General features: G+C 70.4%; 27 protein-coding genes and 1 tRNA gene. 10 read left to right on the top strand and 18 right to left on the bottom strand.

Annotation, left to right across the window (positions count from 1 at the left end; translation table 11 throughout):
- Positions 1-7: 7 nt before the first annotated feature.
- From ACFY61_RS29460 to ACFY61_RS29490, 7 genes are all read right to left on the bottom strand, one after another.
- Positions 8-370, bottom strand: a complete 363-nt coding sequence (locus ACFY61_RS29460; protein ID WP_389476925.1) for a MerR family transcriptional regulator — start codon at positions 368-370, stop codon at positions 8-10.
- Between the two features lie 754 nt (positions 371-1,124).
- Positions 1,125-1,436 carry an SCO5918 family protein gene (locus ACFY61_RS29465; protein ID WP_389476927.1) on the bottom strand — a complete coding sequence of 104 codons (312 nt, stop codon included), beginning with the start codon at positions 1,434-1,436 and terminating at the stop codon, positions 1,125-1,127.
- Between the two features lie 52 nt (positions 1,437-1,488).
- Positions 1,489-1,905 carry a CBS domain-containing protein gene (locus ACFY61_RS29470; RefSeq protein ID WP_389476929.1) on the bottom strand — a complete coding sequence of 139 codons (417 nt, stop codon included), beginning with the start codon at positions 1,903-1,905 and terminating at the stop codon, positions 1,489-1,491.
- Positions 1,906-1,951: 46 nt separating this feature from the next.
- Entirely contained in the window at positions 1,952-3,400 is a 1,449-nt protein-coding gene (locus ACFY61_RS29475) for a DEAD/DEAH box helicase (protein WP_389476931.1), read from the bottom strand.
- Positions 3,401-3,693: 293 nt separating this feature from the next.
- Positions 3,694-3,897 carry a cold-shock protein gene (locus tag ACFY61_RS29480; protein ID WP_112446604.1) on the bottom strand — a complete coding sequence of 68 codons (204 nt, stop codon included), beginning with the start codon at positions 3,895-3,897 and terminating at the stop codon, positions 3,694-3,696.
- A gap of 439 nt (positions 3,898-4,336) precedes the next feature.
- The gene (locus tag ACFY61_RS29485; RefSeq protein ID WP_389476933.1) at positions 4,337-4,603 is read right to left on the bottom strand and encodes a hypothetical protein; all 267 of its coding nucleotides are present in this window, start codon (positions 4,601-4,603) and stop codon (positions 4,337-4,339) included.
- 266 nt (positions 4,604-4,869) lie between these two features.
- Positions 4,870-5,475: a DUF5994 family protein gene (locus tag ACFY61_RS29490; protein WP_389476935.1), complete on the bottom strand. Its 606-nt coding sequence runs from the start codon at positions 5,473-5,475 to the stop codon at positions 4,870-4,872.
- A 312-nt stretch (positions 5,476-5,787) separates the two neighbouring features.
- Between ACFY61_RS29490 and ACFY61_RS29495 the strand changes: the two genes are divergently transcribed.
- Both ACFY61_RS29495 and ACFY61_RS29500 read left to right on the top strand, forming a co-directional pair.
- Entirely contained in the window at positions 5,788-6,285 is a 498-nt protein-coding gene (locus ACFY61_RS29495; protein WP_389476937.1) for a DUF5994 family protein, read from the top strand.
- 450 nt (positions 6,286-6,735) lie between these two features.
- Positions 6,736-8,004 carry an ATP-binding protein gene (locus ACFY61_RS29500; protein ID WP_389476939.1) on the top strand — a complete coding sequence of 423 codons (1,269 nt, stop codon included), beginning with the start codon at positions 6,736-6,738 and terminating at the stop codon, positions 8,002-8,004.
- A gap of 175 nt (positions 8,005-8,179) precedes the next feature.
- On the opposite strand, the gene ACFY61_RS29505 is transcribed toward ACFY61_RS29500, so the two are convergent.
- The 6 genes from ACFY61_RS29505 to ACFY61_RS29530 all read right to left on the bottom strand — a co-directional run bounded on the left by ACFY61_RS29505 (position 8,180) and on the right by ACFY61_RS29530 (position 10,638).
- Complete coding sequence (locus ACFY61_RS29505) at positions 8,180-8,464, bottom strand: hypothetical protein (RefSeq protein ID WP_389476941.1); 285 nt, start codon at positions 8,462-8,464, stop codon at positions 8,180-8,182.
- A 194-nt stretch (positions 8,465-8,658) separates the two neighbouring features.
- Entirely contained in the window at positions 8,659-8,847 is a 189-nt protein-coding gene (locus ACFY61_RS29510; RefSeq protein ID WP_389476943.1) for a hypothetical protein, read from the bottom strand.
- A 5-nt stretch (positions 8,848-8,852) separates the two neighbouring features.
- The gene (locus tag ACFY61_RS29515) at positions 8,853-9,428 is read right to left on the bottom strand and encodes a DUF5994 family protein (RefSeq protein WP_389476945.1); all 576 of its coding nucleotides are present in this window, start codon (positions 9,426-9,428) and stop codon (positions 8,853-8,855) included.
- 269 nt (positions 9,429-9,697) lie between these two features.
- Positions 9,698-9,898: a hypothetical protein gene (locus tag ACFY61_RS29520; RefSeq protein ID WP_389476947.1), complete on the bottom strand. Its 201-nt coding sequence runs from the start codon at positions 9,896-9,898 to the stop codon at positions 9,698-9,700.
- 333 nt (positions 9,899-10,231) lie between these two features.
- A complete protein-coding gene (locus ACFY61_RS29525; protein WP_389476949.1) occupies positions 10,232-10,474 on the bottom strand; it encodes a hypothetical protein in 243 nt (80 codons plus the stop codon).
- A gap of 90 nt (positions 10,475-10,564) precedes the next feature.
- Positions 10,565-10,638: transfer RNA gene (locus ACFY61_RS29530), tRNA-Gly, on the bottom strand.
- A gap of 459 nt (positions 10,639-11,097) precedes the next feature.
- Between ACFY61_RS29530 and dcd the strand changes: the two genes are divergently transcribed.
- Both dcd and ACFY61_RS29540 read left to right on the top strand, forming a co-directional pair.
- The gene (gene dcd, locus ACFY61_RS29535) at positions 11,098-11,688 is read left to right on the top strand and encodes a dCTP deaminase (RefSeq protein ID WP_389476951.1); all 591 of its coding nucleotides are present in this window, start codon (positions 11,098-11,100) and stop codon (positions 11,686-11,688) included.
- Positions 11,681-12,181 (top strand): phosphoribosyltransferase, encoded by a 501-nt coding sequence (locus tag ACFY61_RS29540; RefSeq protein WP_389476952.1) that lies wholly within the window; start codon positions 11,681-11,683, stop codon positions 12,179-12,181. The genes dcd and ACFY61_RS29540 overlap by 8 nt, the downstream gene beginning before the upstream one ends.
- A gap of 75 nt (positions 12,182-12,256) precedes the next feature.
- Here the strand turns inward: ACFY61_RS29540 and ACFY61_RS29545 are convergent, their stop codons facing one another.
- From ACFY61_RS29545 to ACFY61_RS29555, 3 genes are all read right to left on the bottom strand, one after another.
- Positions 12,257-13,156, bottom strand: coding sequence for a YIP1 family protein (locus ACFY61_RS29545; protein WP_389476954.1), 900 nt, complete (start codon positions 13,154-13,156; stop codon positions 12,257-12,259).
- Positions 13,157-13,421: 265 nt separating this feature from the next.
- Positions 13,422-15,686, bottom strand: a complete 2,265-nt coding sequence (locus tag ACFY61_RS29550; protein WP_389476956.1) for a (Fe-S)-binding protein — start codon at positions 15,684-15,686, stop codon at positions 13,422-13,424.
- 110 nt (positions 15,687-15,796) lie between these two features.
- Positions 15,797-16,300 carry a sugar transferase gene (locus ACFY61_RS29555; protein ID WP_389476958.1) on the bottom strand — a complete coding sequence of 168 codons (504 nt, stop codon included), beginning with the start codon at positions 16,298-16,300 and terminating at the stop codon, positions 15,797-15,799.
- Between the two features lie 182 nt (positions 16,301-16,482).
- On the opposite strand from ACFY61_RS29555, the gene dnaK reads away from it, so the two are divergent.
- From dnaK to ACFY61_RS29575, 4 genes are read left to right on the top strand one after another with little or no spacing between them, the layout of a single operon-like run.
- Positions 16,483-18,321 carry a molecular chaperone DnaK gene (gene dnaK / locus ACFY61_RS29560; protein WP_389476960.1) on the top strand — a complete coding sequence of 613 codons (1,839 nt, stop codon included), beginning with the start codon at positions 16,483-16,485 and terminating at the stop codon, positions 18,319-18,321.
- Entirely contained in the window at positions 18,321-18,965 is a 645-nt protein-coding gene (gene grpE / locus ACFY61_RS29565; protein WP_389476962.1) for a nucleotide exchange factor GrpE, read from the top strand. Before dnaK ends, grpE begins: the two co-directional genes overlap by 1 nt.
- 33 nt (positions 18,966-18,998) lie before the next feature.
- Positions 18,999-20,171, top strand: coding sequence for a molecular chaperone DnaJ (gene dnaJ, locus ACFY61_RS29570; protein WP_389476964.1), 1,173 nt, complete (start codon positions 18,999-19,001; stop codon positions 20,169-20,171).
- Position 20,172: 1 nt separating this feature from the next.
- A complete protein-coding gene (locus ACFY61_RS29575; protein WP_389476966.1) occupies positions 20,173-20,613 on the top strand; it encodes a heat shock protein transcriptional repressor HspR in 441 nt (146 codons plus the stop codon).
- Between the two features lie 58 nt (positions 20,614-20,671).
- Here ACFY61_RS29575 and ACFY61_RS29580 read toward each other — a convergent pair whose 3' ends face one another.
- Complete coding sequence (locus ACFY61_RS29580; RefSeq protein ID WP_389476968.1) at positions 20,672-21,727, bottom strand: helix-turn-helix transcriptional regulator; 1,056 nt, start codon at positions 21,725-21,727, stop codon at positions 20,672-20,674.
- Positions 21,728-22,052: 325 nt separating this feature from the next.
- On the opposite strand from ACFY61_RS29580, the gene ACFY61_RS29585 reads away from it, so the two are divergent.
- Positions 22,053-22,367 (top strand): (2Fe-2S)-binding protein, encoded by a 315-nt coding sequence (locus ACFY61_RS29585; protein ID WP_150208898.1) that lies wholly within the window; start codon positions 22,053-22,055, stop codon positions 22,365-22,367.
- A gap of 202 nt (positions 22,368-22,569) precedes the next feature.
- Here ACFY61_RS29585 and ACFY61_RS29590 read toward each other — a convergent pair whose 3' ends face one another.
- Complete coding sequence (locus tag ACFY61_RS29590; RefSeq protein WP_389476969.1) at positions 22,570-22,974, bottom strand: pyridoxamine 5'-phosphate oxidase family protein; 405 nt, start codon at positions 22,972-22,974, stop codon at positions 22,570-22,572.
- Positions 22,975-23,087: 113 nt separating this feature from the next.
- Here ACFY61_RS29590 and clpB point away from each other — a divergent pair, with 113 nt between their 5' ends.
- Positions 23,088-25,673, top strand: a complete 2,586-nt coding sequence (clpB, locus tag ACFY61_RS29595) for an ATP-dependent chaperone ClpB (RefSeq protein WP_389476971.1) — start codon at positions 23,088-23,090, stop codon at positions 25,671-25,673.
- Positions 25,674-25,761: the final 88 nt, after the last annotated feature.

Here is a 25,761-nt window from a genome sequence, read left to right on the forward strand (position 1 = left end):
ACTCACCTCAGGCCGAGGCCGAGGCCGAGGCCGGGGCCGGGGCCGACTGACCGGACGCTTCGGCGGCGCGGCGGTATTCGGCGTTGATGCGCTGCGCTTCTTCGAGCTGGTCCTCGAGGATGATGATGCGGCAGGCGGCCTCGATGGGGGTGCCCTGGTCGACGAGTTCCCGGGCGCGGGCGGCGATGCGGAGCTGGTAGCGGGAGTAGCGGCGGTGGCCGCCCTCGGACCGGAGCGGAGTGATGAGGCGGGCCTCGCCGATGGCGCGCAGGAAGCCCTGGGTGGTGCCGAGCATCGCCGCGGCCCGTCCCATCGTGTAGGCGGGGTAGTCGTCGTCGTCGAGCCGGCTGAACGAGTCGTCTGCCGTCATTGAACCTCTCTCGTGGAACGCGTGGAGGGGCCCTGGTGCCGTACGGCACCAGGGCCCCGAAGGAACTGCTACACCATCTGCCGACCCTAGTACTGCGCCGGCCTTCTGTGTCCGCCGCCCCGGCCGAGATGCTGCCGGGGGTGCGGGGATCGCGGTTGCTTGACCGGAGACCACCTCACTATCGATGTCCTGCGGTTCCCGGGCTCACACTTCCGCCCGGGCGATCCTGATGGTGCTCTGCTCCTCCGTTCTTCCCTCGGTGATCAACTGCGAACTTCTGGTACTGCGAACTTCTGGTACTGCGAACTGCACTTGCGGGTACTGCAACTGCGTTAACTGCGGTACTGCTTGCGGCGGCCCCTGATGACTACGGGCTACCCGGTCCGGTCGTCAGTCCCGTCACCGTCCTGCAACCGCTCTGGCTTCGGAACTCCACGACCGCACCGTCCTGCGGACTGCAACTGCGGGTACTGCTGCCCGGCAGTTCGTCTCTGCCGGGCCCTGCTGTCTCTCTGGGTACGAGAGAAACCATAACCGCGTCACAGCTCAATGTCTACTCTGGCCGACATAGATTTTCCGCTGCGCTGAGGACAGGAAGCTGGACCGCCGGCGACTTCGGCCACTCCCTGACCACTGCGCCCACTGGCCCCGCCCCGCGGAGAGGAAAGACGTCGGCACGCAGGAGGGCCCGACCGGCACGTGCCGGTCGGGCCCTCGTCGCTGGGTACGTGCCGGCTGGCGCCGGCTCCGTGGGTCAGACGGTGACGGGGTCCCCGAGCATCGCGGCCGCCGCCTGGAGCGGGCTGAGGCCGACCATCGGTGCTGCGGCCTGGGGAAGGCCGCTGCAGGTGAACCCGAGCTGGGTCATGGCCCTGAGGACCTCACCGGCGCTGAAGTCACGGCGGTCCTGACGGGTGATGACCTGGCCGACCTGCTTGGCGGGGTAGGTGCGGCGGCCGATGGTCACGGACTCGCCCGTGACCGGCTCGGGCTTGATGCCCTTCATGGCCTCCAGGACGCCGTTCTTGGTCAGGTCGAACGGGTAGCGGGCGATGATGCAGCGCATGATGCCTCACAGGGGAGAAGAGGGGAATGGTCCGACCGCGCGGTGAGGTCGTTCAGCGGGCGAGGGCCAGGATGCCGAGGGCGCTGCCCCGTTCGTCCACGACGGGCAGGGCGTCGAGCCGGCGGTAGCGCATCGCGTGCTCGGCTTCGGCCATCGTGGTCATGGGTGTGGCGCACGGCCCGCGTTGACCGAGGACATCGCGCAGGCGGGTCCGGTCCGTGTACGCCGCGCTGTCGCTGACGGTGGTGAGCTGGGCATGGGTGACCAGTCCGGCGCACAGGCCTTCCTCGTCGCAGACGAGCAGACGGTCCGCGCGGGCGCCGGCCATGACGGCCAGGGCGACCTCGACCGTCATGTCGTCACAGACCTGAGGGCCGGCCGCCTCCATCACGTCCGCCACCCTCCGGTGGCCGAGGTCGGCATGGGCATCGGCATGCGCCGTCCCGGGTTCCATCTGGACCAGCGTCAAAACGTGCCTCCTGCAGAGGTGGGTCAGTGTCCTGATCACGTTGTTCTCAGGCCGCCGGGTCGAAGGCGGCCCGTCGCAGCCGCGCGGCGCGCCGGGCAGCCGCCATGGGCCCGCGTCGACCGCGGGAGGCCGCGCTGCGCTTGGGGCGTTCGGACACCGGTGCGGTGATGGTGACCGGGATGCCGGACGGTGCCTGGGCGCCGGTGATGCGGTTCAGGGCCTCGTCGCCCGAGCGGACCTGGGTGGTCTGCGGGGTGATGCCCGCGGCCTGCATCAGGCGGGCCATCTCGCGGCGCTGGTCGGGGGTGACGAGGGTGACGACGCTGCCGGACTCGCCGGCGCGAGCGGTGCGGCCGCCGCGGTGGAGGTAGTCCTTGGGGTCGGTGGGCGGGTCCACGTTGACGACGAGGTCCAGGTTGTCGACGTGGATGCCGCGCGCGGCCACGTTGGTGGCGACCAGCACGGTGACGTGTCCGGTCTTGAACTGGGCCAGGGTCCGGGTCCGCTGCGGCTGGGACTTTCCGCCGTGCAGGGCCGCGGCGCGGACCCCGCTGTCGAGGAGGTCCTGGGTGAGGCGGTCCACGGCGTGCTTGGTGTCCAGGAACATGATCACCCGGCCGTCGCGGGCCGCGATCTCCGTCGTCGTCCGTTGCTTGTCGGCGCCGTGGACGTGCAGGACGTGGTGCTCCATCGTGGTCACCGCGCCCTGCGAGGGGTCGACGGAGTGCACGACCGGGTCGGTCAGGTAGCGGCGGACCAGCAGGTCGACGTTGCGGTCGAGGGTGGCGGAGAACAGCATCCGCTGGCCCTCGGGACGTACCCGGTCGAGGAGGGCGGTGACCTGCGGCATGAAGCCCATGTCCGCCATCTGGTCGGCCTCGTCGAGGACGGTGACGGCGACCTGGTTCAGGCGGCAGTCACCGCGGTCGATGAGGTCCTTGAGGCGGCCGGGCGTGGCGACGACCACGTCGGCTCCGGCGCGCATCGCACCGGCCTGGCGGTGGATCGGCATGCCGCCGACCACGGTGGCCAGGCGCAGCTTGACCGCCCGGGCGTAGGGGGCGAGCGCGGCGGTGACCTGCTGGGCGAGCTCTCGCGTCGGTACGAGGACCAGCGCGAGCGGCTGACCCGGCTCGGCGGTCTGGCCGGCCGTACGGGCCAGCAGCGCGAGGCCGAAGGCCAGGGTCTTGCCGGAGCCGGTACGGCCGCGGCCGAGGACGTCGCGGCCCGCGAGGGTGTTGGGCAGCGTCGCGGCCTGGATCGGGAACGGGACGGCCATGCCCTCACGGGCGAGCGCGGAGAGCAGCTGGGCCGGCATCTCGAGGTCGCTGAAGGCCTCGACGGCGGGCAGCGCCGGGGTGATCGTCTCCGGCGGTGCGAACTCGCCCTGGATCGCGGCGGGCCGGCGGCCGTAGCCGCCCGAGCGGCTCGGCGCGGCGGAACGGGTGCGGCCGCGGCTGCGAGAAGAGCGCTCGCTCGTACGTGTGGGGTTCATGCGGAACCTTCCTTGACACGGCACGTATCAGGGAATTCCCGCAGCATAGGAGCGGCGCACGGAATTGCGAGAACGGGCCGAATGGATTGAGACGGCAGATTTGGCGGACCGGAACCTGTCGGACTGACTCGGACGCCTGAAACAGGAAAAGTGACCGCGTGCAGCTCCGAGAGGGCCAGTCGGTTGGATCTCTCAATGCTCGATACCGCGGGTGAACGCACCGCGGGAAATGCATGCAGTTGGGGCCCGCACCCCGAGGGATGCGGGCCCCAACTGCGGAACGCGTGTCAGCGTCAGGCGGGAACGATGTTCTCGGCCGTCGGGCCCTTCTGGCCCTGCGCGATGTCGAAGGTGACCTTCTGGCCCTCGTTCAGCTCGCGGAAGCCCTGGGCGGCGATGTTGGAGTAGTGGGCGAACACGTCAGGGCCGCCACCGTCCTGCTCGATGAAGCCGAAACCCTTTTCCGCGTTGAACCACTTGACGGTACCAGCAGCCATGTCATATCTCCTTTGGGGCAATGCATCAACGTCTGCGCCGTGCGGACGCCGTGTCGCCGCGATGATGCCCCGCCCGGAAAATCACCGGAAATACTAAACGCTTCTTGCGGCCCGAAGGTCCGACTGGAGGCGCTTGAGGTTCTTGGGTACCAAAACTGCAACCGAGATCGACAGTAGCACGCTGCGGTGGGTTGTGGGGGAGGAATATCTGCGGCTGCTGTGTGGCGGTAGAAACTCTCCCCGCGGGATCCGTCAAATTCTAATGCCGCGGTGGCAGATATTTATTCACCTGAGTGCGGCGTTTTGAAGTGCCACTCGACAGTCCTGCGATCCTGCGGATGAGGCGGCGGTCGTCCTCGTCGACCGCGTCCAGGGTGACGGCCAGGACGCCGGCCTGGCGCGCCGCCCGGGCAGCGGCTCCGGGATGCGCAGGTCCTGGTCAGGGTTCCTCGGAGTGCGGGCCGGTGCCGGTGGGGGGTCTGCTGGTGGCGAGCCAGGTGCGGGCGGAACCGGCGGCGGTCTCGGTGTCGACGGTGAGGTGGAGCCGTGTGCCGCCGCCCGGCGCAGGGTAGCTGCGCTGTTCCGTCCCGGCGAAGCGCCGGCGGATCACTTCGGCGACCGCGCGGGCGGCCTCGGGCGTGGCGGAGACGATGCGGATCTCGGCGTATCCCCCCTGCGGCGGGGGCTCGTTCTCGGTGGGGTGCAAGAAGGCGTGCTCCGTTCGGGACGCAGCGGGAGGCCGGCGGGTGGTCGTCCCTGGCGTCGGGCGCCCCGCCCGCGGCCTTGGGCCGGAGGAGTGGTCTGAGGTCAGGGCAGGGTGCCCGTTGACCGGCGATCGGCGATTCGTCGGGGCTAGCGGCAGGGGGCGGGCGCTGAAGCGGTGGGACGCCATGCGTGCGTCGTGCTGGGCGTTGAGCCGGTGGATCAGGGATGTGCCGAGCGCGATCAGAAGTGCGCCTGCCACGAGCATGATCACGGTCTCCATGTCGCCACCCGCATGTACCCGGGCAGGGGGATCATCCGCGCGCCGACGACGGGGTGCGCCGCTTCGTGCGGCCGGGGTCCCGGGTCAGCCCTGCCGTCGGTCTCCCCGGCGTCTTCGCTGCTGCGCGCCTCACGCATACGGCGGCCGGTCATGGCTTCGTCGGACATGAGCGCGCCCGCGGTGAGGGGGCTGCCGGGGAGGGCGGCGGCGGTCATCAGCCGGGCCGCGGAGGCCGGTTCGGTCTCGGGCGGAATCACGAGCAGGTCGCAGCGGCCGGTCGAGTCGGTCAGCAGGATGATCTTGTCCGGGTCCTGCTCGGTGAACCAGCCCACATGCAGGACATGGCCGGCGACGGCGACCTTGTGCGGGACGACGGGCCAGTGGCCGGGGTTCACCAGGACGCGGGTGACGCGGCCCCAGCGTCCTTTGAGGGCGTCGGCCAGCGCCGGCAGCTCGGCCGTCAGGTCGCGTGAGCGGGGCCACCAGGCCCCGTCGAGCCGGCCGGCGAGTGTGGTCTTCGGGGTGAGCGACAAGCGGGCCGGAATCCCCGGGGTCAGGGCGCGGTTCGCTGTCGTGTCGAGGGTGGTGGTCATGGCGGACCTGCCCCCGGGCTGCGCGTCGGCAGCCCGGTTCTCCGTGATCCCCGGAAACGACACCTGCGTGGAAGCTGGTGCTCGAAGTACTTCCGGTACTTCCAGCCTACGTCCGAGCAATCCGTTTCGGGCCTGGGACGGGGAGGGACTTCCGGGCCCTACGGACGAGTGTCCGGGCGACGGGCGGACCTGCGGGAGCCGGGGGTACCGTGAAATGACGGCGCAGTCGCCCCACCGGCGGCCTGTCGCCCCCTCGGGCACAGCCGTGGCGGGCGGGCTGCGTCAGCTCACCCGTAGACGAGCGGATCCACCATGGCCGACTCAGACATCCCGCCCACGCCCCCGTTGCTCCTGCCGGACGAGATCCACATGGCGGTGCGCCCCGGTACGGCCCTGCTCCGGCTGGAGACGACGCACTCCCGGCAGGGCGTCCTCGACGGGGCATGGTGGCCGCGCACCCGCGACGTGGAGCGGGAGGTTCCCGCACTGGTGTCCGTCCTGGCCGAACACCTCGGACCCATCACCCGGGTCGGCCTGGACGCCGCTGCCTGGAACGAGATCCCGACCCGGTTGATCGTCGACGACCGGGTCGTGCACCTCGACTCCTTCCCCGTCGGCGATGACACCGTCCTGATCACCCGCGGCGACAAGGACCACTTCGTGCTGATGGTGGTGCCGCCGGACACGGAGCCCGACGCCGCCCGCACGGCCATGGCCCGCGCGGTCCACGCCGACAACACCACACAGGCCGCCGACCTCCTCGTCGCCGCACTTCCCCCACCGGCGACCGGGCAGGGGGGATCGGCATGATCCAGGCGGCGGACATCCGCGAGTCGGGCAACCAGGACGTGGTGGACCCAGGCAGCCACGAGATCGGCGACCTGCCAAGGATTCGAGGTACGAGCGCAGGGCCGTCTGCGAGGAGCGTTCCGAGCCGTTCGCCCTGGCGTCCAGCCACGCGTCGTCGTGCCGACTGCCGGTGATCCCAGCCCGCGCACGGACCGGTCGATGGGCTGCGGATCGCCGGCGGCCACGCTGCCAGTGGCCCAGCGGGACCAGCTGTTGCCCGTCTGGCGACAAACCAGCCCGATGTCGCTGACCCGGGGCTTCGCCATGGAGCGGAGGACGGCAACCGAGGCGGGCTCTGCTGCCGTGAGGTGTCGCCGTGCCGGCCAGTGCCGCTGGCCTGAAGGGGCCGATGTGCGGGTCCGGCGGACATCGGCCGATGATGGGAGTACGACCGAACACGCGGAGCTGACCATGACGGGTTTGCGTGTCAGGGACTACACCCAGGACGATCTCGAAGCGGTGATCCGAGTCGACGCGGAGAGCGGTACGACCGAAGAATCACCGCTCTTTCCGCTCTCGGACGCCGTGGCGGCCCTCCAAGCCCTCCACCCGGCGGTGGTGGCCACCGCGGACGAGGAGGTGGTCGGCGCCGCCGTGAGCAGGGTGGACGGAGACCGGGCGTGGATCCTGCGCATCAGCATGGCCCCTGCCTGGCGGCACCAGGGGCTGGGCAGCGATCTCATCACGGCCCTGGAGCACCGGCTGTTCTCCGGTGGTGTCCGCGCGGTGCACGCGGTCCTGCCCGACGGTGAGACCGGTGCCACTGCCCTGCACAACTGCGGCTTCGGCGCCCGTCCGGGCCTGGTCTTCTTCGAGAAGCGCGGGCGAGTGACCCCTCATGCGGTCAGCATGCTCGCGTCGCTGGGAGCGGAGCTGCCGCGCGGGGGGCTGTGGCAGAAGGTCGCGGGCATGCACAAGGAGAAGGAGCTCATCGAGAGGCGCCTGGTCCTGCCCCTGGCCCATCCCGAAATGGCCGCCCAGCACGGAGTGGAGCTGCCGCGGGCGGTGATGCTGTTCGGGCCGCCAGGGACGGGGAAGAGCACGTTCGCGCACGCGATCGCCAGCCGTCTGGGATGGCCGTTCCTCGAACTGTTCCCCGCCCGGCTGGCCGCCGAGTACGGGCTGGCCACCGGGCTGAACCGGCGCTTCGACGAGATCGCCCGGCTCGACCACGTGCTGGTCTTCATCGACGAGGTCGAGGAGATCGCGGGGGCCCGGAGCGGTGCGGACGCGACCGCGGTCGGTGTCGTCAACGAACTGCTCAAGGCGATCGTCCGGTTCCGGGGCCAGGACGGGCGGCTGCTCGTCTGCGCCACGAACGACGTGACCACGCTCGATTCCGCGTTCCTGCGGCACGGCCGTTTCGACTACGTGCTGCCGATCGGCCCGCCCGACGACCGCGCCAGGACCGCGCTGTGGGAGAGCTACCTGGCCCGAGCGGGCGCGGAGGCCGACAGCGCCGTGCTGGCAGCAGCCAGCGAGGGGTTCACCCCTGCCGACATCGCCCATGTGGCGCGTACCGTTTCGCAGATCCAGTTCGAGCGCACCTTCGACACCGGAACCCGGGTCCGTCCCACCACCGAGGACTACCTGGGCACCATCGGCGACACCAGGCCCACGGTCAGCGCGGCCATGGCCCAGGAGTTCGCCCACCAGACCGAGAAGTTCGCCCGCATCTAGTGACGTGAAGTGCAGGTGGAACCGTGGATGCGCCAGCGGGTCTTGATGATCACCCGCTCGACGTCCGCGTCGGTGATCTTCCTCGGAACACCGGGACGTGGTGACCACCCTGGGGCACTCCCGAACGATCCGTGACTGCGGGAACGATCCGTGACTGCGTGCCGTCTCTTCCGGATCAGGCCGGGCCCGGTGCCGTCCCCTCCTCCTCGGCCTCCATGCGACGGATTCCCTCGTGGGTGAGGGTGACCATCGCGGGGGTGTTGCCCGGCCCCCAGTCGACGTTGATCAGCCCTTCGCCCGCCAGGTAGGTGCAGGCGGCGGCCAGATCCTGTTCCGGCACGAGGAGGTCGCGCCGCAGCTGCGCTCCGGTGATGCCGAGGAGGCGGTTGCCCTCGACGGCTTCGTACAGCACCCGGAGCACCTGTCCGCGGTAGGTCTTGCGCTCGCGCAGTGTGGTCATGACCGCGTCCTTTCGTGTGTGGAGTCGGCTCTCCGGGGCCGGTGGGGGCTTCTCAGACCTCGTGGGAGTGGGCGCCGGTGCCGGCGGGGGTCCTACTGGCGCCCAGCCAGTTCCCTTCAGGGTGGGTGAGAGGCGGGCAGGTCGGGGCACCGTGGCGCCCCGACCGCCGCCCCCGGTCGGAGGAATCCTGTTCCTCACCGGTCGGCATCCGTGCGGTGGGCTCGACGACCGGTGCCGTCCGGGAGACCGGGAGGTCTCGGCAGGGGGTCGCTGAAGTGGTAGGCCGCGATCCGCGCGTCGTGCTGGACGTTCAGCAGGTGGATCCAGCGCGTTCCGATGGCGATCGCGAGGATGATCACCGCGATGAGGGCGACGGTCTCCACGAGGCTCACCTCCGGCCGTTTCCGGGCAGCGGGAGAGTGCTCCGGTCCATCGGGTGCCCGAAGGGGGACATGCATGCCCCGCCTTCGCCCTCCCACGTGTCCTGCCGGCGACGGGCATCGTGGATGCCGCGCCCGATGGCGGCTTCGTTGGCCATCAGCGCGCCCGCGGTGAGGACGCTGCCCGGTATCGCCGCGGCGGCCATCAGCCGGGCCGCCGCTGCGGGCCCGGTCTCGGGCGGGACGACGAGAAGGTCCCAGCGGCCGACTTTGTAGGAGAGCAGGATCAGCTTGTCGGGGTCCTGTTCGGTGAACCAGCCCACGTGCGGCCTGCGCCCGTCCATGGGCACGGTGTGCGGTACGACGGGCCAGCGGACGGGGTTCACGGTGACGCGGGTGATGCGGCCCCAGGGCTCGTCCAGGGCAGCGAGCAGTACCGGGAGCTCGGCTCGGAGGTCTCGGGAGTAGGGAAACCAGGCACCGTCCAGCTGGCCGGCGAGCGTGCTCTTCGGGGTGAGGGACAAACGAGCCGGAAGCTCTGCGGCGATGTCGCGGGGCGGGGTCCGTTCGAGGGTCGTGGTCATGATGTGGACCTGCCCCCGGACTGCCCGTCGGCAGCCCGGTATTTAGGCGATCGCCGGAAACGACACCTGCGTGAAAGCCGGAGTGCGAAGTATTTCCGGTGCTTTCACTCTACGCCTGTTCGGCGGACTGTGACCGGCCTGACCAGGACAGGGTGTTGACCGGGCATCTCGGCCCGATCACCCGCGTGGGCGTGGACGCGTGCCACAGAACCCGGCCGGAGTGACTGCGGACCGGCGGGCTCTGGGCGTGCGGGCGAGTCGTGCGCTGGTCAGAGTCCCTCGTCGTGCAGGTCCTCTTCGCGCAGCAGGTCGTCCTCCCGGCGGCGCGAGGTCTCCTTCGGACCGGGCTTCTGTCCCTTCTCGCGGGCCGACTTGCCCGGCTGGGGGTGCGCGGGGTCTCCGAGGCGATGGTGCACCTGCGCCTCGCGGCCCTTGCCCGACCCTTGACGCTTGTCCTGCCTACCGTCCATGAGGGCAACTCCTCGTGATAAGTGGGTACGGATTCCTCTTGGATCACGCTGACACGCACAGCGGCGGCCCGCATCATGTCGACTAGCCCGTGCTTCAGGTTCCGGATCGGGCCGCCCGCCCCCACGGGCACGTAGGCATCGGTGCCGACGTGGTCGGGAAGCAGGGAGACGAGGACTGCGTCCCCGTCCTCGGCGATCCTTCGTGCCGCCTTGTGGGCCCGCCGTCTCGCCTCTCTCCGGCGCACCCTTGATGACCGCTGCTCACCCCCTGGTCCTCGCGCGTTGTGGCATGCCGCGAGCTTCCGCGCCGGTGAAGCGGGGTGGGGCGAGGGCTCAGACCCACAGGAGGACCAGGACGAGGGCGGAGCCGAGGGTGGCGAGGGCGAAGCGCGTCAGGACCAGGGGGCGCAGCCAGGCGGGGAACGGGGTGCGGGCGGCGGCTATGAGGGCGGGGGCGTCGACGGTGTGCAGGGCGGGGTCGGCGGAGCGGGCGAAGGCGGCCCGGGTGTAGGCGGTGGCGAAGACCTGGCCGGCGGTGATGAAGCCGACGCCGAAGGTCAGCTTGCCGAACCTCATGCGCGCATAGACCCGGACCGGTCGGCTCGCAGGGATCTCCAGAGGTCTAGACAACACAAAGCCCCAGGTCGCCGACCTGGGGCTTTGTCGTGGAGCGGATGACGGGAATCGAACCCGCGCTATAAGCTTGGGAAGCTCATGTTCTACCATTAAACTACATCCGCATTGCGGACCACTTGTGTGGATTCCGCAGCGTTGCACACTGTACCTCATGATCGGCCCCCGGCGAACCCGCCGCGGGGTCGTTGTCCTGTTCCCGGCCGAGCGAGGGGCCGGATGGGGGGAGTTGGGCGTACCGTGGGGGTCGGAGCGGCGGCTGGAAGAGGCTCCGGATCATCCCCTAATGTGGCGATTCGTCGCAGTACGCTCGTTGGGGAAAGGGACTCGATGGAGCACACCGTCGTCCGTTGTGCCGAAGGGCATGTTTTCAGCACCGCCACGTTCCCGATGCAGCAGCTCGGTGCCGGCCGGATCGGGCCCGGGCGGCTCATCCGGTGTCCGCGGTGCGCGCGGCTGAGGCACGCCGTGCCCGTCGTGCCCGTGGGGGCGCCGAAGCGGTGAGCGGGACGCGCGCGGGGGCTCTCGATTGGGGGCGGCCCGCGCGCTCTGCGTATCCTCGGTGGGTGCTTCTCTCAGACAAGGACATCCGGGCCGAGATCGACAGCGGACGGGTACGCATCGACCCGTTCGACGAGTCGATGGTGCAGCCCTCCAGCATCGACGTGCGGCTCGACCGGTACTTCCGGGTCTTCGAGAACCACCGCTACGCCCACATCGACCCCGCGATCGAGCAGCCCGACCTGACCAGGCTGGTCGAGCCGGAGGGCGACGAGGCGTTCATCCTCCACCCCGGCGAGTTCGTGCTCGCGTCGACCTACGAGGTCATCTCGCTCCCCGAGGACATCGCCTCCCGCCTGGAGGGCAAGTCCAGCCTCGGGCGGCTGGGGCTCGTGACGCACTCCACCGCCGGGTTCATCGACCCCGGCTTCTCGGGCCACGTCACCCTGGAGCTGTCGAACCTGGCCACCCTGCCCATCAAGCTGTGGCCCGGGATGAAGATCGGCCAGCTGTGCATGTTCCGGCTGAGCTCGCCCGCCGAGTTCCCGTACGGCAGCGAGCGCTACGGGTCCCGTTACCAGGGCCAGCGCGGGCCGACGGCCTCGCGGTCCTTCCAGAACTTCCACCGCACGCAGGTAGGCGACCGCAATGAGTGACGTAGTACGCGAGAACCTCGACTACGAGGGGTTCGGCCGGGCCGTGCGGGAGCTCGCGCAGACCATCGCCGACGACGGCTTCGAGCCCGACGTCATCCTGAGCATCGCCCGCGGCGGCGTCTTCGTCGCCGGCGGCCTGGCGTACGCGCTCGACTGCAAGAACATCCACCTCGTGAACGTGGAGTTCTACACGGGCGTGGGCACCACCCTGGAGATGCCGGTCATGCTGGCGCCCGTGCCGGACGCGATCGACTTCTCCGACAAGAAGGTGCTGATCGCCGACGACGTCGCCGACACCGGCAAGACGCTGAAGCTGGTGCACGACTTCTGCCTGGGCACCGTGGCGGAGGTCCGCTCGGCCGTCATCTACGAGAAGTCGCACTCCCTGGTGAAGTGCGAGTACGTGTGGAAGAAGACCGACGACTGGATCAACTTCCCGTGGTCGGTCGAGCCGCCCGTCGTCCGCCGCGAGGGCCAGGTCCTCGACGCCTGACGGGGCGGGTGCGGCAGCGCCCCGGTACACGGGAAGGGCCCGGCGGAGTTCCGCCGGGCCCTTCCGCGTCAGGTGTCAGATCGTGCCCAGCTTGATGATCGAGAGCAGGGCGATCAGCTGGATCGCGGACGCGCCGAGCGCCTTCGGCCACGGCAGGTCGTGGGACTTCGCGATCAGCGAGGTGAAGAGGAAGCCCGCCGCGACCCAGGTGGCCCAGCCCAGGACCTGGACGAGCGTGTTGTCGCCGCCGAGGAAGACGGCGAAGACCAGGCGCGGGGCGTCGGTCAGCGACATGACCAGCATGGACAGGCCCACGGTCGGCTGCCAGGCGCCGTCGCCGCCGAGCTGCCGGGCCAGGGTGTGGGTGACCCCGCCGAGGAGCAGACCGCAGATCACGAACGCGACGCCCGCCGACAGCACGATGGGGACGGCGTTCGACAGGGTGGCGTTTATCGCGTCCTCGCGGGCCTTGTCGAAGCCGAAGACGGCGAGCAGGCCGTAGAGGAAAGTCACCACCAGGGCCGGGCCCCAGACGGCGTGGTCGCGCATCCGCAGGAAGGTCGGCCCGGGCTGCGTCGCGATGCCCTTCAGGAGCTCCTTCCAGCCCAGCCGCGGACCCGTCGGGGCCTGTGCGGCCGCTCCGGCGTGGTACGTGGCGGCCTGGCCGTACGGGTCCTCGCCCACGGCGAAGGCCTGGGTGTGACCCGGGTTGTTCGCGTACGAGGCGCCCTGCGCGGGGGCGTAGCCGTAGCCCGGGTCGGGCGCGCCCGGGTGGGCGTGCGGGTCGAAGTACTCCGGCTCGCCGTGGCCCCCGGAGTGCTGCGGCCAGGCCTGTTGGCCCGGCGGGCCCGCCGGCGGGTACGGCTGTCCGCCGTACGGTGCCTGCGGGTGCTGCTGACCGTACGGCTGCTGCCGCGGGGGGTGTTGCGGGGCGCGGTTGTCGTCCCGGCCTCGTCCGATCCTGAATCCAGCCACGTGATCGAACGTACCTGGTCCGGGGCGCGGCGGGGGACGGGCGGCCCGAAGAGGCACCCTTTGCGGCTGACCTGTGACATCCCTTAGGGGAACCCCGGGGGGTTTTCCGCCGGTTCGGCGGCGGGGGGTTCGGGCGGGTTACCACCCCGACGGGGAGTTCGCGGGTGTTCGTCGCAGCCGCTGACACGCCGCGACGGCCGGCCCGCGCTCCGCGGACCGGCCGTCGCCGTGTGGTGCCGGGTGCGTGTACGCGCACCCCGGGGTGTTACTTGGCGGGCTCCGGCTCCGCCTCGGCCTCCGCGGCCTCCGGCCCGTCCGCGAGCGGGGTCCTGACCGACTCCAGCAGCAGCTGGGCCACGTCCACGACCTGCACCGACTCCTTGGCCTGGCCGTCGTTCTTCTTGCCGTTGACCGAGTCGGTCAGCATGACCAGGCAGAACGGGCACGCGGTGGACACGATGTCCGGGTTGAGGGAGAGGGCCTCGTCGACGCGCTCGTTGTTGATGCGCTTGCCGATCCGCTCCTCCATCCACATCCGCGCACCACCGGCGCCGCAGCAGAAGCCGCGCTCCTTGTGGCGGTGCATCTCCTGCTGGCGCAGGCCCGGGACCTTGTCCATGATCTCGCGCGGCGGCGTGTAGACCTTGTTGTGGCGGCCCAGGTAGCAGGGGTCGTGGTACGTGACCAGACCGTCGACCGGGGTCACCGGGACCAGCCGGCCCTCGTCGATGAGGTGCTGGAGCAGCTGCGTGTGGTGGATGACCTCGTACTCGCCGCCCAGCTGCGGGTACTCGTTCGCGATGGTGTTGAAGCAGTGCGGGCAGGTCGAGACGATCTTCTTCGCCGACTTCGGCTTCTTCGTCTCCGGGTCCTCGTCGTCCTCGCCGAACGCCATGTTCAGCATCGCGACGTTCTCCTGGCCGAGCTGCTGGAACAGCGGCTCGTTGCCCAGGCGGCGCGGCGAGTCACCGGTGCACTTCTCCTCGCCGCCCATGATCGCGAACTTGACGCCCGCCATGTGCAGCAGCTCGGCGAAGGCCTTGGTGGTCTTCTTCGCGCGGTCCTCCAGGGCGCCGGCACAGCCGACCCAGTAGAGGTAGTCGACCTCGGTGAGGTCCTCGACGTCCTTGCCGACGATCGGGACCTCGAAGTCGACCTCCTTGGTCCACTCGACGCGCTGCTTCTTGGCCAGGCCCCAGGGGTTGCCCTTCTTCTCCAGGTTCTTGAGCATCGTGCCCGCCTCGGACGGGAACGCGGACTCGATCATCACCTGGTAGCGGCGCATGTCGACGATGTGGTCGACGTGCTCGATGTCGACCGGGCACTGCTCCACGCACGCACCGCAGGTGGTGCAGGACCACAGCACGTCCGGGTCGATGACGCCGTTCTCCTCGACGGTGCCGATCAGCGGGCGCTCGGCCTCGGCCAGCGCGGCCGCCGGGACGTCCTTCAGCTGCTCCTCGGAGGCCTTCTCCTCGCCCTCCACGGTCTTGCCGCCGCCGGCCAGCAGGTACGGGGCCTTGGCGTGCGCGTGGTCGCGCAGCGACATGATCAGGAGCTTCGGGGAGAGCGGCTTGCCGGTGTTCCAGGCGGGGCACTGCGACTGGCAGCGGCCGCACTCGGTGCAGGTGGAGAAGTCGAGGATGCCCTTCCAGGAGAACTGCTCGACCTGGGAGACGCCGAAGACGTCGTCCTCGCCCGGGTCCTCGAAGTCGATCGGCTTGCCGCCGGAGGTCATCGGCTGGAGGGCGCCCAGCGCGGTCTCACCGGTGGCGTTCCGCTTGAACCAGATGTTCGGGAAGCCGAGGAAGCGGTGCCACGCGACGCCCATGTTGGTGTTGAGCGAGACCGTGATCATCCAGATCATGGTGGTGCTCAGCTTGATCATGGCGAAGAGGTAGACCAGGTTCTGCAGCGTGTCGACGCCGAGTCCCTCGAAGGCCAGGACCAGCGGGTACGAGGCGAAGTAGGCGGCCTCGTAGGAGTCCACGTGGTGCAAGGCGCCTTCCAGGCCGCGCAGGACGTAGATGGCGAGGCCGATGGTGAGGATGACGTACTCGACGAAGTACGCCTGGCCCATCTTCGAGCCCGCGAACCGGGACTTGCGGCCGGGCCGCGAGGGCAGGTTCAGCAGGCGGATGACGATCAGCGTGGCGATGCCGAGCGTGGTCATCGCGCCGATGAACTCGATGTACAGCTCGTACGGCAGGAAGCCGCCGAGGAGCGGGAGCGTCCAGTCGGCCTGGAAGAGCTGGCCGTACGCGGTGACGATGGTCGGCGGCAGCGTCAGGAAGCCGACCGCCACGAACCAGTGGGCGATGCCGACGATGCCCCAGCGGTTCATCCGCGTGTGGCCGAGGAACTCCCTGACCAGGGTGACGCTGCGCTGGTAGGGGTTGTCGGTCCGGGTGCCGGCGGGAACCGGCTGGCCGAGCTTGAAGTAGCGGACGAACTGGCCGATGGCGCGGGCGAGCAGCGCAACGCCGATCACGGTCAGGGTCAGCGACACAATGATCGCGGCGAGTTGCATGGCGGGCTCCTCGGGCGGGCCGTTACTAAGCGGTAACTTATTCAGTCAAAGCCTGAGGTTACCCACTTACAAGGCCGCACTGTAGTTGTGCGGCCGGTGATCTGTGTCGCTCAGGCCACCCTTCGCGGAGCGAACGCCGCCCGCGGGGTGCGTGCCAGCACGGCCAGGTCCATGCCGAGCCAGTGGTTCTCCACATAGTGCCTGTCCAGCAGGTCCATTTCCTCCCAGGGGAGCTGGGACCGCCCGCCGATCTGCCACAGGCCCGTGATCCCGGGCCGTACGTGGAACCGGTCCGCCGTGGCCGGGACCGAGCCGGGGGGCAGCGGGCACGGCCCGACCAGTGACATCTCGCCCCGCACCACGTTCAGCAGCTCCGGCAGCCGGTCCAGCCGCCGGCGCGCCAGGCGGCCGTCCGGAGCCGAGCGGAACCGCCAGGTCCGGTACGGCCTCCCGCCGAGGCCGAGGGCCGGATCCCGCCGGAAGGCGCCGCCGGGGTCCGTCAGGTGCAGGGCCGCCGCGAGGGCGATCAGCGGCAGTCCGAGGAGTGCCAGCAGGGCCAGGGCGCCGAGCAGGTCGAAGACGCGCTTGGCTGGGGGCGGCTGCGGCAGGCGCATGCCGCCACCCTGGCGCGGAGGTCCGGTAAGACCGGCGCGGCGCACCGGGGAGTCCCCCGCCCGGCGGCTTGCGCGTAAGCGGCGCGTAAGAGTTGAGTGCACTCGACTCAGGTCTGTTGACGCCCGCCCGGGCCCATGGCATGGTTGAGTCCGTTCCACTCAAGTCCAATGGAGGCATCAAAATGGCTCGTGCGGTCGGCATCGACCTGGGCACCACCAACTCCGTCGTCAGCGTTCTCGAAGGCGGCGAGCCCACCGTCATCACCAACGCCGAGGGCGCCAGGACCACGCCGTCCGTCGTCGCCTTCGCCAAGAACGGCGAGGTCCTCGTCGGTGAGGTCGCCAAGCGGCAGGCCGTCACCAACGTCGACCGCACCATCCGGTCGGTCAAGCGCCACATGGGCACCGACTGGAAGATCAACCTGGACGGCAAGGACTTCAACCCGCAGCAGATGAGCGCCTTCATCCTGCAGAAGCTGAAGCGGGACGCCGAGGCCTACCTGGGCGAGAAGGTCACCGACGCGGTCATCACCGTCCCGGCGTACTTCAACGACTCCGAGCGCCAGGCCACCAAGGAGGCCGGCGAGATCGCGGGCCTCAACGTCCTGCGCATCGTCAACGAGCCCACCGCCGCCGCCCTGGCCTACGGTCTCGACAAGGACGACCAGACCATTCTCGTCTTCGACCTCGGTGGCGGCACCTTCGACGTGTCCCTGCTGGAGATCGGCGACGGCGTCGTCGAGGTGAAGGCCACCAACGGTGACAACCACCTCGGTGGTGACGACTGGGACCAGCGCGTCGTCGACTACCTGGTGAAGCAGTTCCAGAACGGCCACGGCGTCGACCTGTCCAAGGACAAGATGGCGCTCCAGCGTCTGCGCGAGGCCGCCGAGAAGGCGAAGATCGAGCTGTCCTCCTCCACGGAGACCACGATCAACCTGCCCTACATCACGGCCTCCGCCGAGGGCCCGCTGCACCTGGACGAGAAGCTCACCCGCGCCCAGTTCCAGCAGCTGACCGAGGACCTCCTGCAGCGCTGCAAGACTCCGTTCCACAACGTCATCAAGGACGCGGGCATCCAGCTGTCCGAGATCGACCACGTCGTCCTCGTCGGCGGCTCCACCCGCATGCCGGCCGTCGCCGAGCTCGTCAAGGAGCTGACCGGCGGCAAGGAGGCCAACAAGGGCGTGAACCCGGACGAGGTCGTCGCCATCGGCGCCACCCTCCAGGCCGGTGTCCTCAAGGGCGAGGTCAAGGACGTCCTGCTCCTCGACGTCACCCCGCTGTCCCTCGGCATCGAGACCAAGGGCGGCATCATGACCAAGCTGATCGAGCGCAACACGACCATCCCGACCAAGCGCTCGGAGATCTTCACCACGGCCGAGGACAACCAGCCGTCGGTGCAGATCCAGGTCTACCAGGGCGAGCGCGAGATCGCCGCGTACAACAAGAAGCTCGGCATGTTCGAGCTGACCGGCCTCCCGCCGGCCCCGCGCGGCGTCCCGCAGATCGAGGTCTCCTTCGACATCGACGCCAACGGCATCATGCACGTGACCGCCAAGGACCTGGGCACGGGCAAGGAGCAGAAGATGACCGTCACCGGCGGCTCCTCGCTCGCCAAGGACGAGGTCGACCGCATGCGCCAGGAGGCCGAGCAGTACGCGGAGGAGGACCAGCGCCGCCGCGAGGCCGCCGAGACCCGCAACCAGGCCGAGCAGCTCGTCTACCAGACGGAGAAGTTCGTCAAGGACAACGAGGACAAGGTCCCGGCCGAGGTCAAGACCGAGGTCGAGACCGCCGTCGCCGAGCTGAAGGAGAAGCTCAAGGGCGAGGACACGGCCGAGATCCGCACCGCCACCGAGAAGGTCGCCGCCGTCTCGCAGAAGCTGGGCCAGGCCATCTACGCCGACGCGCAGTCCGCCGCCGGCGCCCCCGGTGACGCCGGCCAGGCCAAGGCCGAGGACGACGTCGTCGACGCCGAGATCGTCGACGAGGACAAGCCGAAGGGCGGCGCTGCCTGATGTCGGAGGAGACCCCGGGCTTCGAGGAGAAGCCCGAAGTCCCCGCCGACGGCACGCCCGACGCGTCGCAGGCCGCCGACTCCGCCGACCAGGCGGAGCAGGCGGCCCCGGCCGGGGAAGCGAACGCGAACGACACCGCGCTGCTGGCGCAGCTGGACCAGGCCCGTACCGCGCTCGCCGAGCGCACCGCGGACCTCCAGCGGCTCCAGGCCGAGTACCAGAACTACCGCCGCCGGGTCGAGCGGGACCGGGTCACGGTCAAGGAGATCGCCGTCGCGAGCCTCCTGACCGAGCTGCTCCCGACGCTGGACGACATCGGCCGTGCCCGCGAGCACAACGAGCTGGTGGGCGGCTTCAAGTCGGTCGCCGAGGCGCTGGAGACGGTCGTCGCCAAGATGGGCCTGATGCAGTTCGGCAAGGAGGGCGAGCCCTTCGACCCGACGATCCACGAGGCCCTGATGCACTCGTACGCGCCGGACGTCACCGAGACGACCTGCGTGGCGATCCTGCAGCCGGGGTACCGGATCGGCGAGCGCACGATCCGCCCCGCGCGGGTCGCCGTGGCCGAGCCCCAGCCGGGGGCCGCGGCCCCCAAGTCCGAGGACTCCGAGGAGTCCGACGACACCAAGAAGGACAGTGAGTAGCCAGAGCGGCTGTACCTGGGAGGAGGGACGTCGGTGAGCACGAAGGACTTCGTGGAGAAGGACTACTACAAGGTTCTCGGCGTCCCCAAGGACGCCACCGAGGCCGAGATCAAGAAGGCGTACCGGAAGCTCGCCCGCGAGTACCACCCGGACGCCAACAAGGGCGACACCTCGGCGGAGGAGCGCTTCAAGGAGATCTCCGAGGCGAACGACATCCTCGGCGACCCCAAGAAGCGCAAGGAGTACGACGAGGCGCGCGCCCTCTTCGGCAACGGCGGCTTCCGTCCCGGCCCGGGCGCCGGCGGCTCGTTCAACTTCGACCTGGGCGACCTCTTCGGGGGCGCCCAGGGCGGGGCGGGCGGCTTCGGCGGCGGCGGCCTCGGCGACATGTTCGGCGGGCTGTTCAACCGGGGCGGCGCCGGCACGGGTACCCGTACCCAGCCGCGCCGCGGCCAGGACATCGAGTCCGAGGTGACGCTCAGCTTCACCGAGGCGGTGGACGGGGCCACGGTCCCGCTGCGGATGTCCTCCCAGGCACCCTGCAAGGCCTGCTCCGGCACCGGCGACGCCAACGGCACGCCGCGGGTGTGCCCCACCTGCGTCGGCACCGGCCAGGTGTCCCGGGGCAGCGGGGGCGGCTTCTCGCTCACCGACCCCTGCGCCGACTGCAAGGGCCGCGGCCTGATCGCGGAGAACCCCTGCGAGGTGTGCAAGGGCAGCGGCCGGGCCCGCTCCTCCCGCACCATGCAGGTCCGGATCCCGGCGGGCGTCTTCGACGGCCAGCGGATCCGGCTGCGCGGCAAGGGCGCCCCGGGCGAGCGCGGCGGACCCGCCGGCGACCTGTACGTCGTGGTCCACGTCGGCGCCCACCCGGTGTTCGGCCGGAAGGACGACAACCTGACGGTGACCGTCCCGGTCTCCTTCGCGGAGGCCACCCTGGGCGGCGAGATCCGGGTGCCCACCCTCGGCGGTCCGGCGGTGACGCTGAAGCTGCCCCCGGGCACTCCCAACGGCCGTACGATGCGGGCCCGCGGCAAGGGCGCGGTCCGCAAGGACGGCACCCGCGGCGACCTGCTCGTCACGGTGGAGGTGGCGGTCCCCACGGCCCTGTCCGACAAGGCCCGCGAGGCGCTGGAGGCCTTCCGCGACGCCACGGCGGACGAGGACACCCGGGCCGCGTTGTTCGAGGCAGCGAAGGGAGCATGAGATGGACGGCCGACGGCGCAATCCCTACGAACTGACGGATGAGACTCCGGTCTACGTGATCTCGGTCGCCGCTCAGCTCTCCGGTCTGCACCCGCAGACCCTCCGCCAGTACGACCGTCTCGGCCTGGTCTCCCCGGACCGCACGGCCGGCCGCGGCCGGCGCTACTCGGCCCGGGACATCGAACTTCTCCGCACGGTGCAGACGCTCTCCCAGGACGAGGGCATCAACCTGGCCGGCATCAAGCGCATCATCGAGCTGGAGAACCAGGTCGCCGCGCTCCAGCAGCGGGTGGCCGAGCTGTCGGCGGCCGTCGACGGCGCGGCCGTCGCCATGCGGCAGCGCGAGGCCCAGGTGCACGCCTCGTACCGCCGGGACCTGGTCCCGTACCAGCCGCCGCAGCAGGGCCTGGTGGTGTGGCGCCCCAAGCGCGCCCAGGACTGAAGCCCTCGCGGACACGGCAGGCCCCCGCCCGGTCACCGGGCGGGGGCCTGCCGCGCGTTCACTCCCCGCCCGGGGCGCAGGCGCCGTTCTCGCCGCCCTCCACGGCCCCGGGGCCGCCCAGGATCCCCGACTGCGCGATGAGGTAGCCCAGCTGCGCGCGGCTGCCGCTGCCCAGCGTCCCGGCCAGCTTGGCGATGTGCGCGCGGCAGGTCCGTACGTTCATCCCCAGCCGGCGGGCGATGGCCTCGTCCACGTGGCCCTCGACGAGGAGCTGGGCGATGGAGCGCTGCACCCCGGAGATCCCGGAGGTGGTCGTGGTGTAGGGGATCTGCTCGGTCAGCGGCGTGGCCCGGTGCCACAGCGCCTCGAAGACGTTGATGAGGTACTCGACCAGGCCCGGGTGGCGGAGTTCCAGGGCGATGCTGCGGTCGTCGCTCACCGGGATGAAGGCGACCGTCCGGTCGAACACGATCAGCCGCGGGATCAGCTCCTCCAGGGTGCGGATCTCGACCTTCCCCGCGGAGATGCGTTCCACGTACGCGAGGGTGCCCCGGCTGTGGCGGGCGGTGTGCTGGTAGAGCGTACGTATGCTGACCCCGCGGTCGGTCAGCGGCTGGTCCCGCTGGAGGGCCTGGGTGAGCACCGGGGCGCTGCGTCCGCCGCCCGGCTGGATGGTGAGCATCTCGGTGTGGCAGTCGGCGGTGGCCAGGTTCAGGGCGGCGTTGATGCGGTCGAAACCTTCGAGCACGGTGATCGCGTGGGTGCTCGCGGGGACCTGGGTGCTGATGGCCAGGAACGGCTCGAAAGCCTCGGTCAGCTCGATGGTGTCGCGCCGCCGGTCCTGGATCTCCCGTTCGATGGGGTGGAGGCGCTGGGCGAGCGCGACGGCCGGGGGAACCGGACAGAGCAGGTTCGCGTCATCCGGATCGGGCTGCAGCAGCGCGAGTTCCAGCAGGCACGGGGCGTTGCGGGTGTCCGACCTGGCGATCCGGCCGCTGCTGAGGGCACGGCTGTAGAGGCGGGCTCCCTCGTCGCAGAGCGCCGTCACTGGGTGGTGATGTGTCTGTTTTGTGCTGTTGATGGTCAAATCTACACCCCCCAGGGTCCTGAACATGCAAGAACATGATGCATCGTCCCTGTGGCATTGACGTGCCCGAATGAGCCATCGTCTTGTCCCGCGGGGGAGCGGATTTTCAAGTGAGGACGAAGCCGACCATGTACAAGAGAATGCTTCGCTCAACGCTTGCCACAGTCATCTTCTCGGCCGTGGCCTGTGGGGGGCTGATCGGAGCGGGCCTTGGTGTAGCGGCGACCCACGAGGTGCGCCCGCCGGACAGCGGCTGGGACGACGTCCAGGCCGCGCCCGTGGACAGTGGCTGGGACAGCGTCCGCGCGTCGCTGCCCGTGGACAGTGGCTGGGACCGTGTCGAGGTGGTGGCATGACCCCCGACGACCGCGACTTCCGGCGCGAGATGGCGTCCGCCTACCGCTCGGGCTGGCAGTTCATCGATCTTGTCACGGCCATTCCCCATGCCGGCGATTCGCTGATGGTCACCTTGTTCGGCCAGCCGATCGTCATCGTGCGCGAGGAGGACGAGGACGTCCGCGCCTACCGGTGTCTGCGCCGCCCCCGCGGCGCCCCGCAGCCCGTCCGCTGCGAGGTCCGGTACGGCATGGTGTTCGTCAACCTCGACCAGCGCGACCACCAGCTCTTCGAACCCGATATCACCACCGCCACCCCCCGCAGTGCCTGACGCGATCCCCCCGTCGTCGCAGATCGCTCAGGCGCTTCCCCCACACAACGGCGCCATCGTGGACCTGAACACGATGGCGCCGTTGTGATGTCCGCGTCCAGTACGTGAACCGGACAGGGTCGACGCGCCACTTCAGGCCGCCCGGTGCCGCCCGGCGGGTCCGGGCCGCCCGCGGCCGCATCCGCGGGGCCGGCCGGCAGGCTCAGGCCCGGCCCATCGCGCGGTCCAGCGCGATCTCGATGACCACCCGGTCCGGATTCGGCGACGGGGTCCGCCCGTAGCGCTCCGCGTAGCGGGCCACCGCCTCCGCGACCGAGGCCTCGTCCGTCAGCACCCGCGCCCGGCCCTCCAGCGTGGCCCAGCGGCGCCCCTCCATCTGGCACACCGCCGCCCGGACCGGGTCCGGCTGCGCCGCCAGCACGTTGCGGACCTTCTTGCTGTGCTTGTTGCTGATCACCCGGGCGACTCCGGCCCCCGGGTCGTACGTCACGCCCACCGGCACCACGTGCGGCGTGCCGTCCGGCCGGAGCGTGGTCAGGGTGCACACGTGCCGTTCCCGCCAGAAGGCGAGGTACTCCGGCGTCGGGTCGAATGGGTCGAGGGCCATGGAGCGAAGCGTACCGGGGCTCCCACCCGCTGCCTTGAGTGGAATAGACTCAACTTTGTGCACGTTGACTGCATCAGGAAAATCCCGCAGCAGCCGGAGAGGAGAAGCCGAACGTGGACGCCGAGCTGACCAACAAGAGCCGGGACGCGCTGAACGCCGCCACCAGCCGGGCCGTGAAGGACGGCCACCCCGACCTGACCCCCGCGCACCTCCTGCTGGCCCTGCTCGCCGGCCAGGACAACGAGAACGTCACCGACCTGCTGGCCGCCGTCGACGCCGACCAGGCGGCCGTACGCGCCGGGGCCGAGAAGGTCCTGGCCGGCCTGCCCAGCGTCACGGGTTCCACCGTCGCGCCGCCGCAGGCCAGCCGCGACCTGCTCGCCGTACTCGCCGAGGCCGACGACCGCGCCGGCAAGCTCGGCGACGACTACCTCTCCACCGAACACCTCCTCATCGCCGTCGCCGCCAAGGGCGGCGCGGCGGCGGAGGTCCTGGACCGCCAGGGCGCGACCGCGAAGAAGCTGCTCGACGCCTTCGAGAACGTACGAGGAGGACGGCGGGTGACCACCCCCGACCCCGAGGGCCAGTACAAGGCCCTGGAGAAGTTCGGCACCGACTTCACGGCGGCCGCCCGCGAGGGCAAGCTCGACCCCGTCATCGGCCGCGACCACGAGATCCGCCGCGTGGTGCAGGTGCTGTCCCGCCGCACCAAGAACAACCCGGTGCTCATCGGCGAACCCGGCGTCGGCAAGACCGCCGTCGTCGAGGGCCTCGCCCAGCGCATCGTCAAGGGCGACGTCCCCGAGTCCCTGCGCAACAAGCGCCTGGTCGCCCTCGACCTCGGCGCCATGGTGGCCGGCGCCAAGTACCGCGGGGAGTTCGAGGAACGCCTCAAGACCGTCCTCGCCGAGATCAAGTCCAGCGACGGCCAGATCATCACCTTCATCGACGAGCTGCACACCGTCGTCGGCGCGGGCGCCGGCGGCGATTCCGCCATGGACGCCGGCAACATGCTCAAGCCCATGCTGGCCCGCGGCGAGCTGCGCATGGTCGGCGCGACCACCCTCGACGAGTACCGCGAGCGGATCGAGAAGGACCCGGCCCTGGAGCGCCGCTTCCAGCAGGTGCTGGTCGCCGAACCCAGCGTCGAGGACACCATCGCCATCCTCCGCGGCCTCAAGGGCCGCTACGAGGCCCACCACAAGGTGCAGATCAACGACAGCGCCCTGGTCGCCGCCGCCACCCTGTCCGACCGCTACATCACCTCCCGCTTCCTCCCCGACAAGGCCATCGACCTGGTCGACGAGGCGGCCTCCCGGCTGCGCATGGAGATCGACTCCTCCCCGCTGGAGATCGACGAGCTCCAGCGCTCCGTCGACCGGCTGCGCATGGAGGAGCTGGCCCTGAAGAACGAGTCCGACCCGGCCTCCGTCGAACGCCTGGAGAAGCTGCGCAAGGACCTCGCCGACAAGGAGGAGGACCTGCGCGGCCTGACCGCACGCTGGGAGAAGGAGAAGCAGTCCCTCAACCGCGTCGGCGAGCTCAAGGAACGCCTCGACGCGCTGCGCGGACAGGCCGAGCGGGCCCAGCGCGACGGCGACTTCGACACCGCCTCCAAGCTGCTCTACGGCGAGATCCCCGCCCTGGAGCGCGAGCTCGCGGAGGCCACCGAGGCCGAGCAGGAAGCGGCCAAGGACACCATGGTCAAGGAGGAGGTCGGCCCCGACGACATCGCCGAGGTGGTCGGCGCCTGGACCGGCATCCCGGCCGGCCGGCTGCTGGAGGGCGAGACGCAGAAGCTGCTGCGCATGGAGCAGGAGCTGGGCCGCCGCCTGATCGGGCAGACCGAGGCCGTACGGGCCGTCTCCGACGCGGTGCGCCGCACCCGGGCCGGCATCGCCGACCCCGACCGGCCGACCGGATCGTTCCTGTTCCTCGGCCCCACCGGCGTCGGCAAGACCGAACTGGCCAAGGCGCTCGCCGACTTCCTCTTCGACGACGAGCGGGCCATGGTCCGCATCGACATGTCGGAGTACGGCGAGAAGCACAGCGTGGCCCGGCTGGTCGGCGCCCCGCCCGGCTACGTCGGCTACGAGGAGGGCGGCCAGCTCACCGAGGCCGTCCGCCGCCGCCCGTACTCGGTGGTCCTGCTGGACGAGGTGGAGAAGGCCCACCCGGAGGTCTTCGACATCCTGCTCCAGGTGCTGGACGACGGCCGGCTCACCGACGGCCAGGGCCGGACGGTGGACTTCCGCAACACCATCCTCATCCTCACCTCCAACCTCGGCAGCCAGTTCCTGATGGATCCGACCACCAGCGAGGAGGTCAAGCGGAACCAGGTCCTGGAACTGGTCCGGGCCACCTTCAAGCCGGAGTTCCTCAACCGGCTCGACGACCTCGTCGTCTTCCACCCGCTCGGCGCGGCCGAGCTGTCCCGGATCGCCGAACTCCAGATCGGCCGCCTGGCCGCCCGGCTCGCCGAACGCCGGCTCGGCCTGGACGTCACCCCCGAGGCCCTGGCCTGGCTCGCCGACAAGGGCAACGACCCGGCGTACGGAGCCCGGCCGCTGCGCCGCCTGATCCAGACCGCGGTCGGCGACCGGCTCGCCCGGGAGATCCTCGCGGGCGGGATCAGGGACGGGGACACCGTCCGGGTGGACGTGGCCGGCGAGGACCTGCTGGTCGGGAAGGCCCTCTGAGCCGCTCCCGCGCCGGGGCCGGCGGAACGCTCCGGGCGGATCCTGTCCGCCCGGAGCGGATCGGGGTGCCGGGGCTTGCCACGGGGTA

It is taken from the genome of Streptomyces sp. NPDC012888 (assembly GCF_042900645.1).
GTDB lineage: Bacteria > Actinomycetota > Actinomycetes > Streptomycetales > Streptomycetaceae > Streptomyces.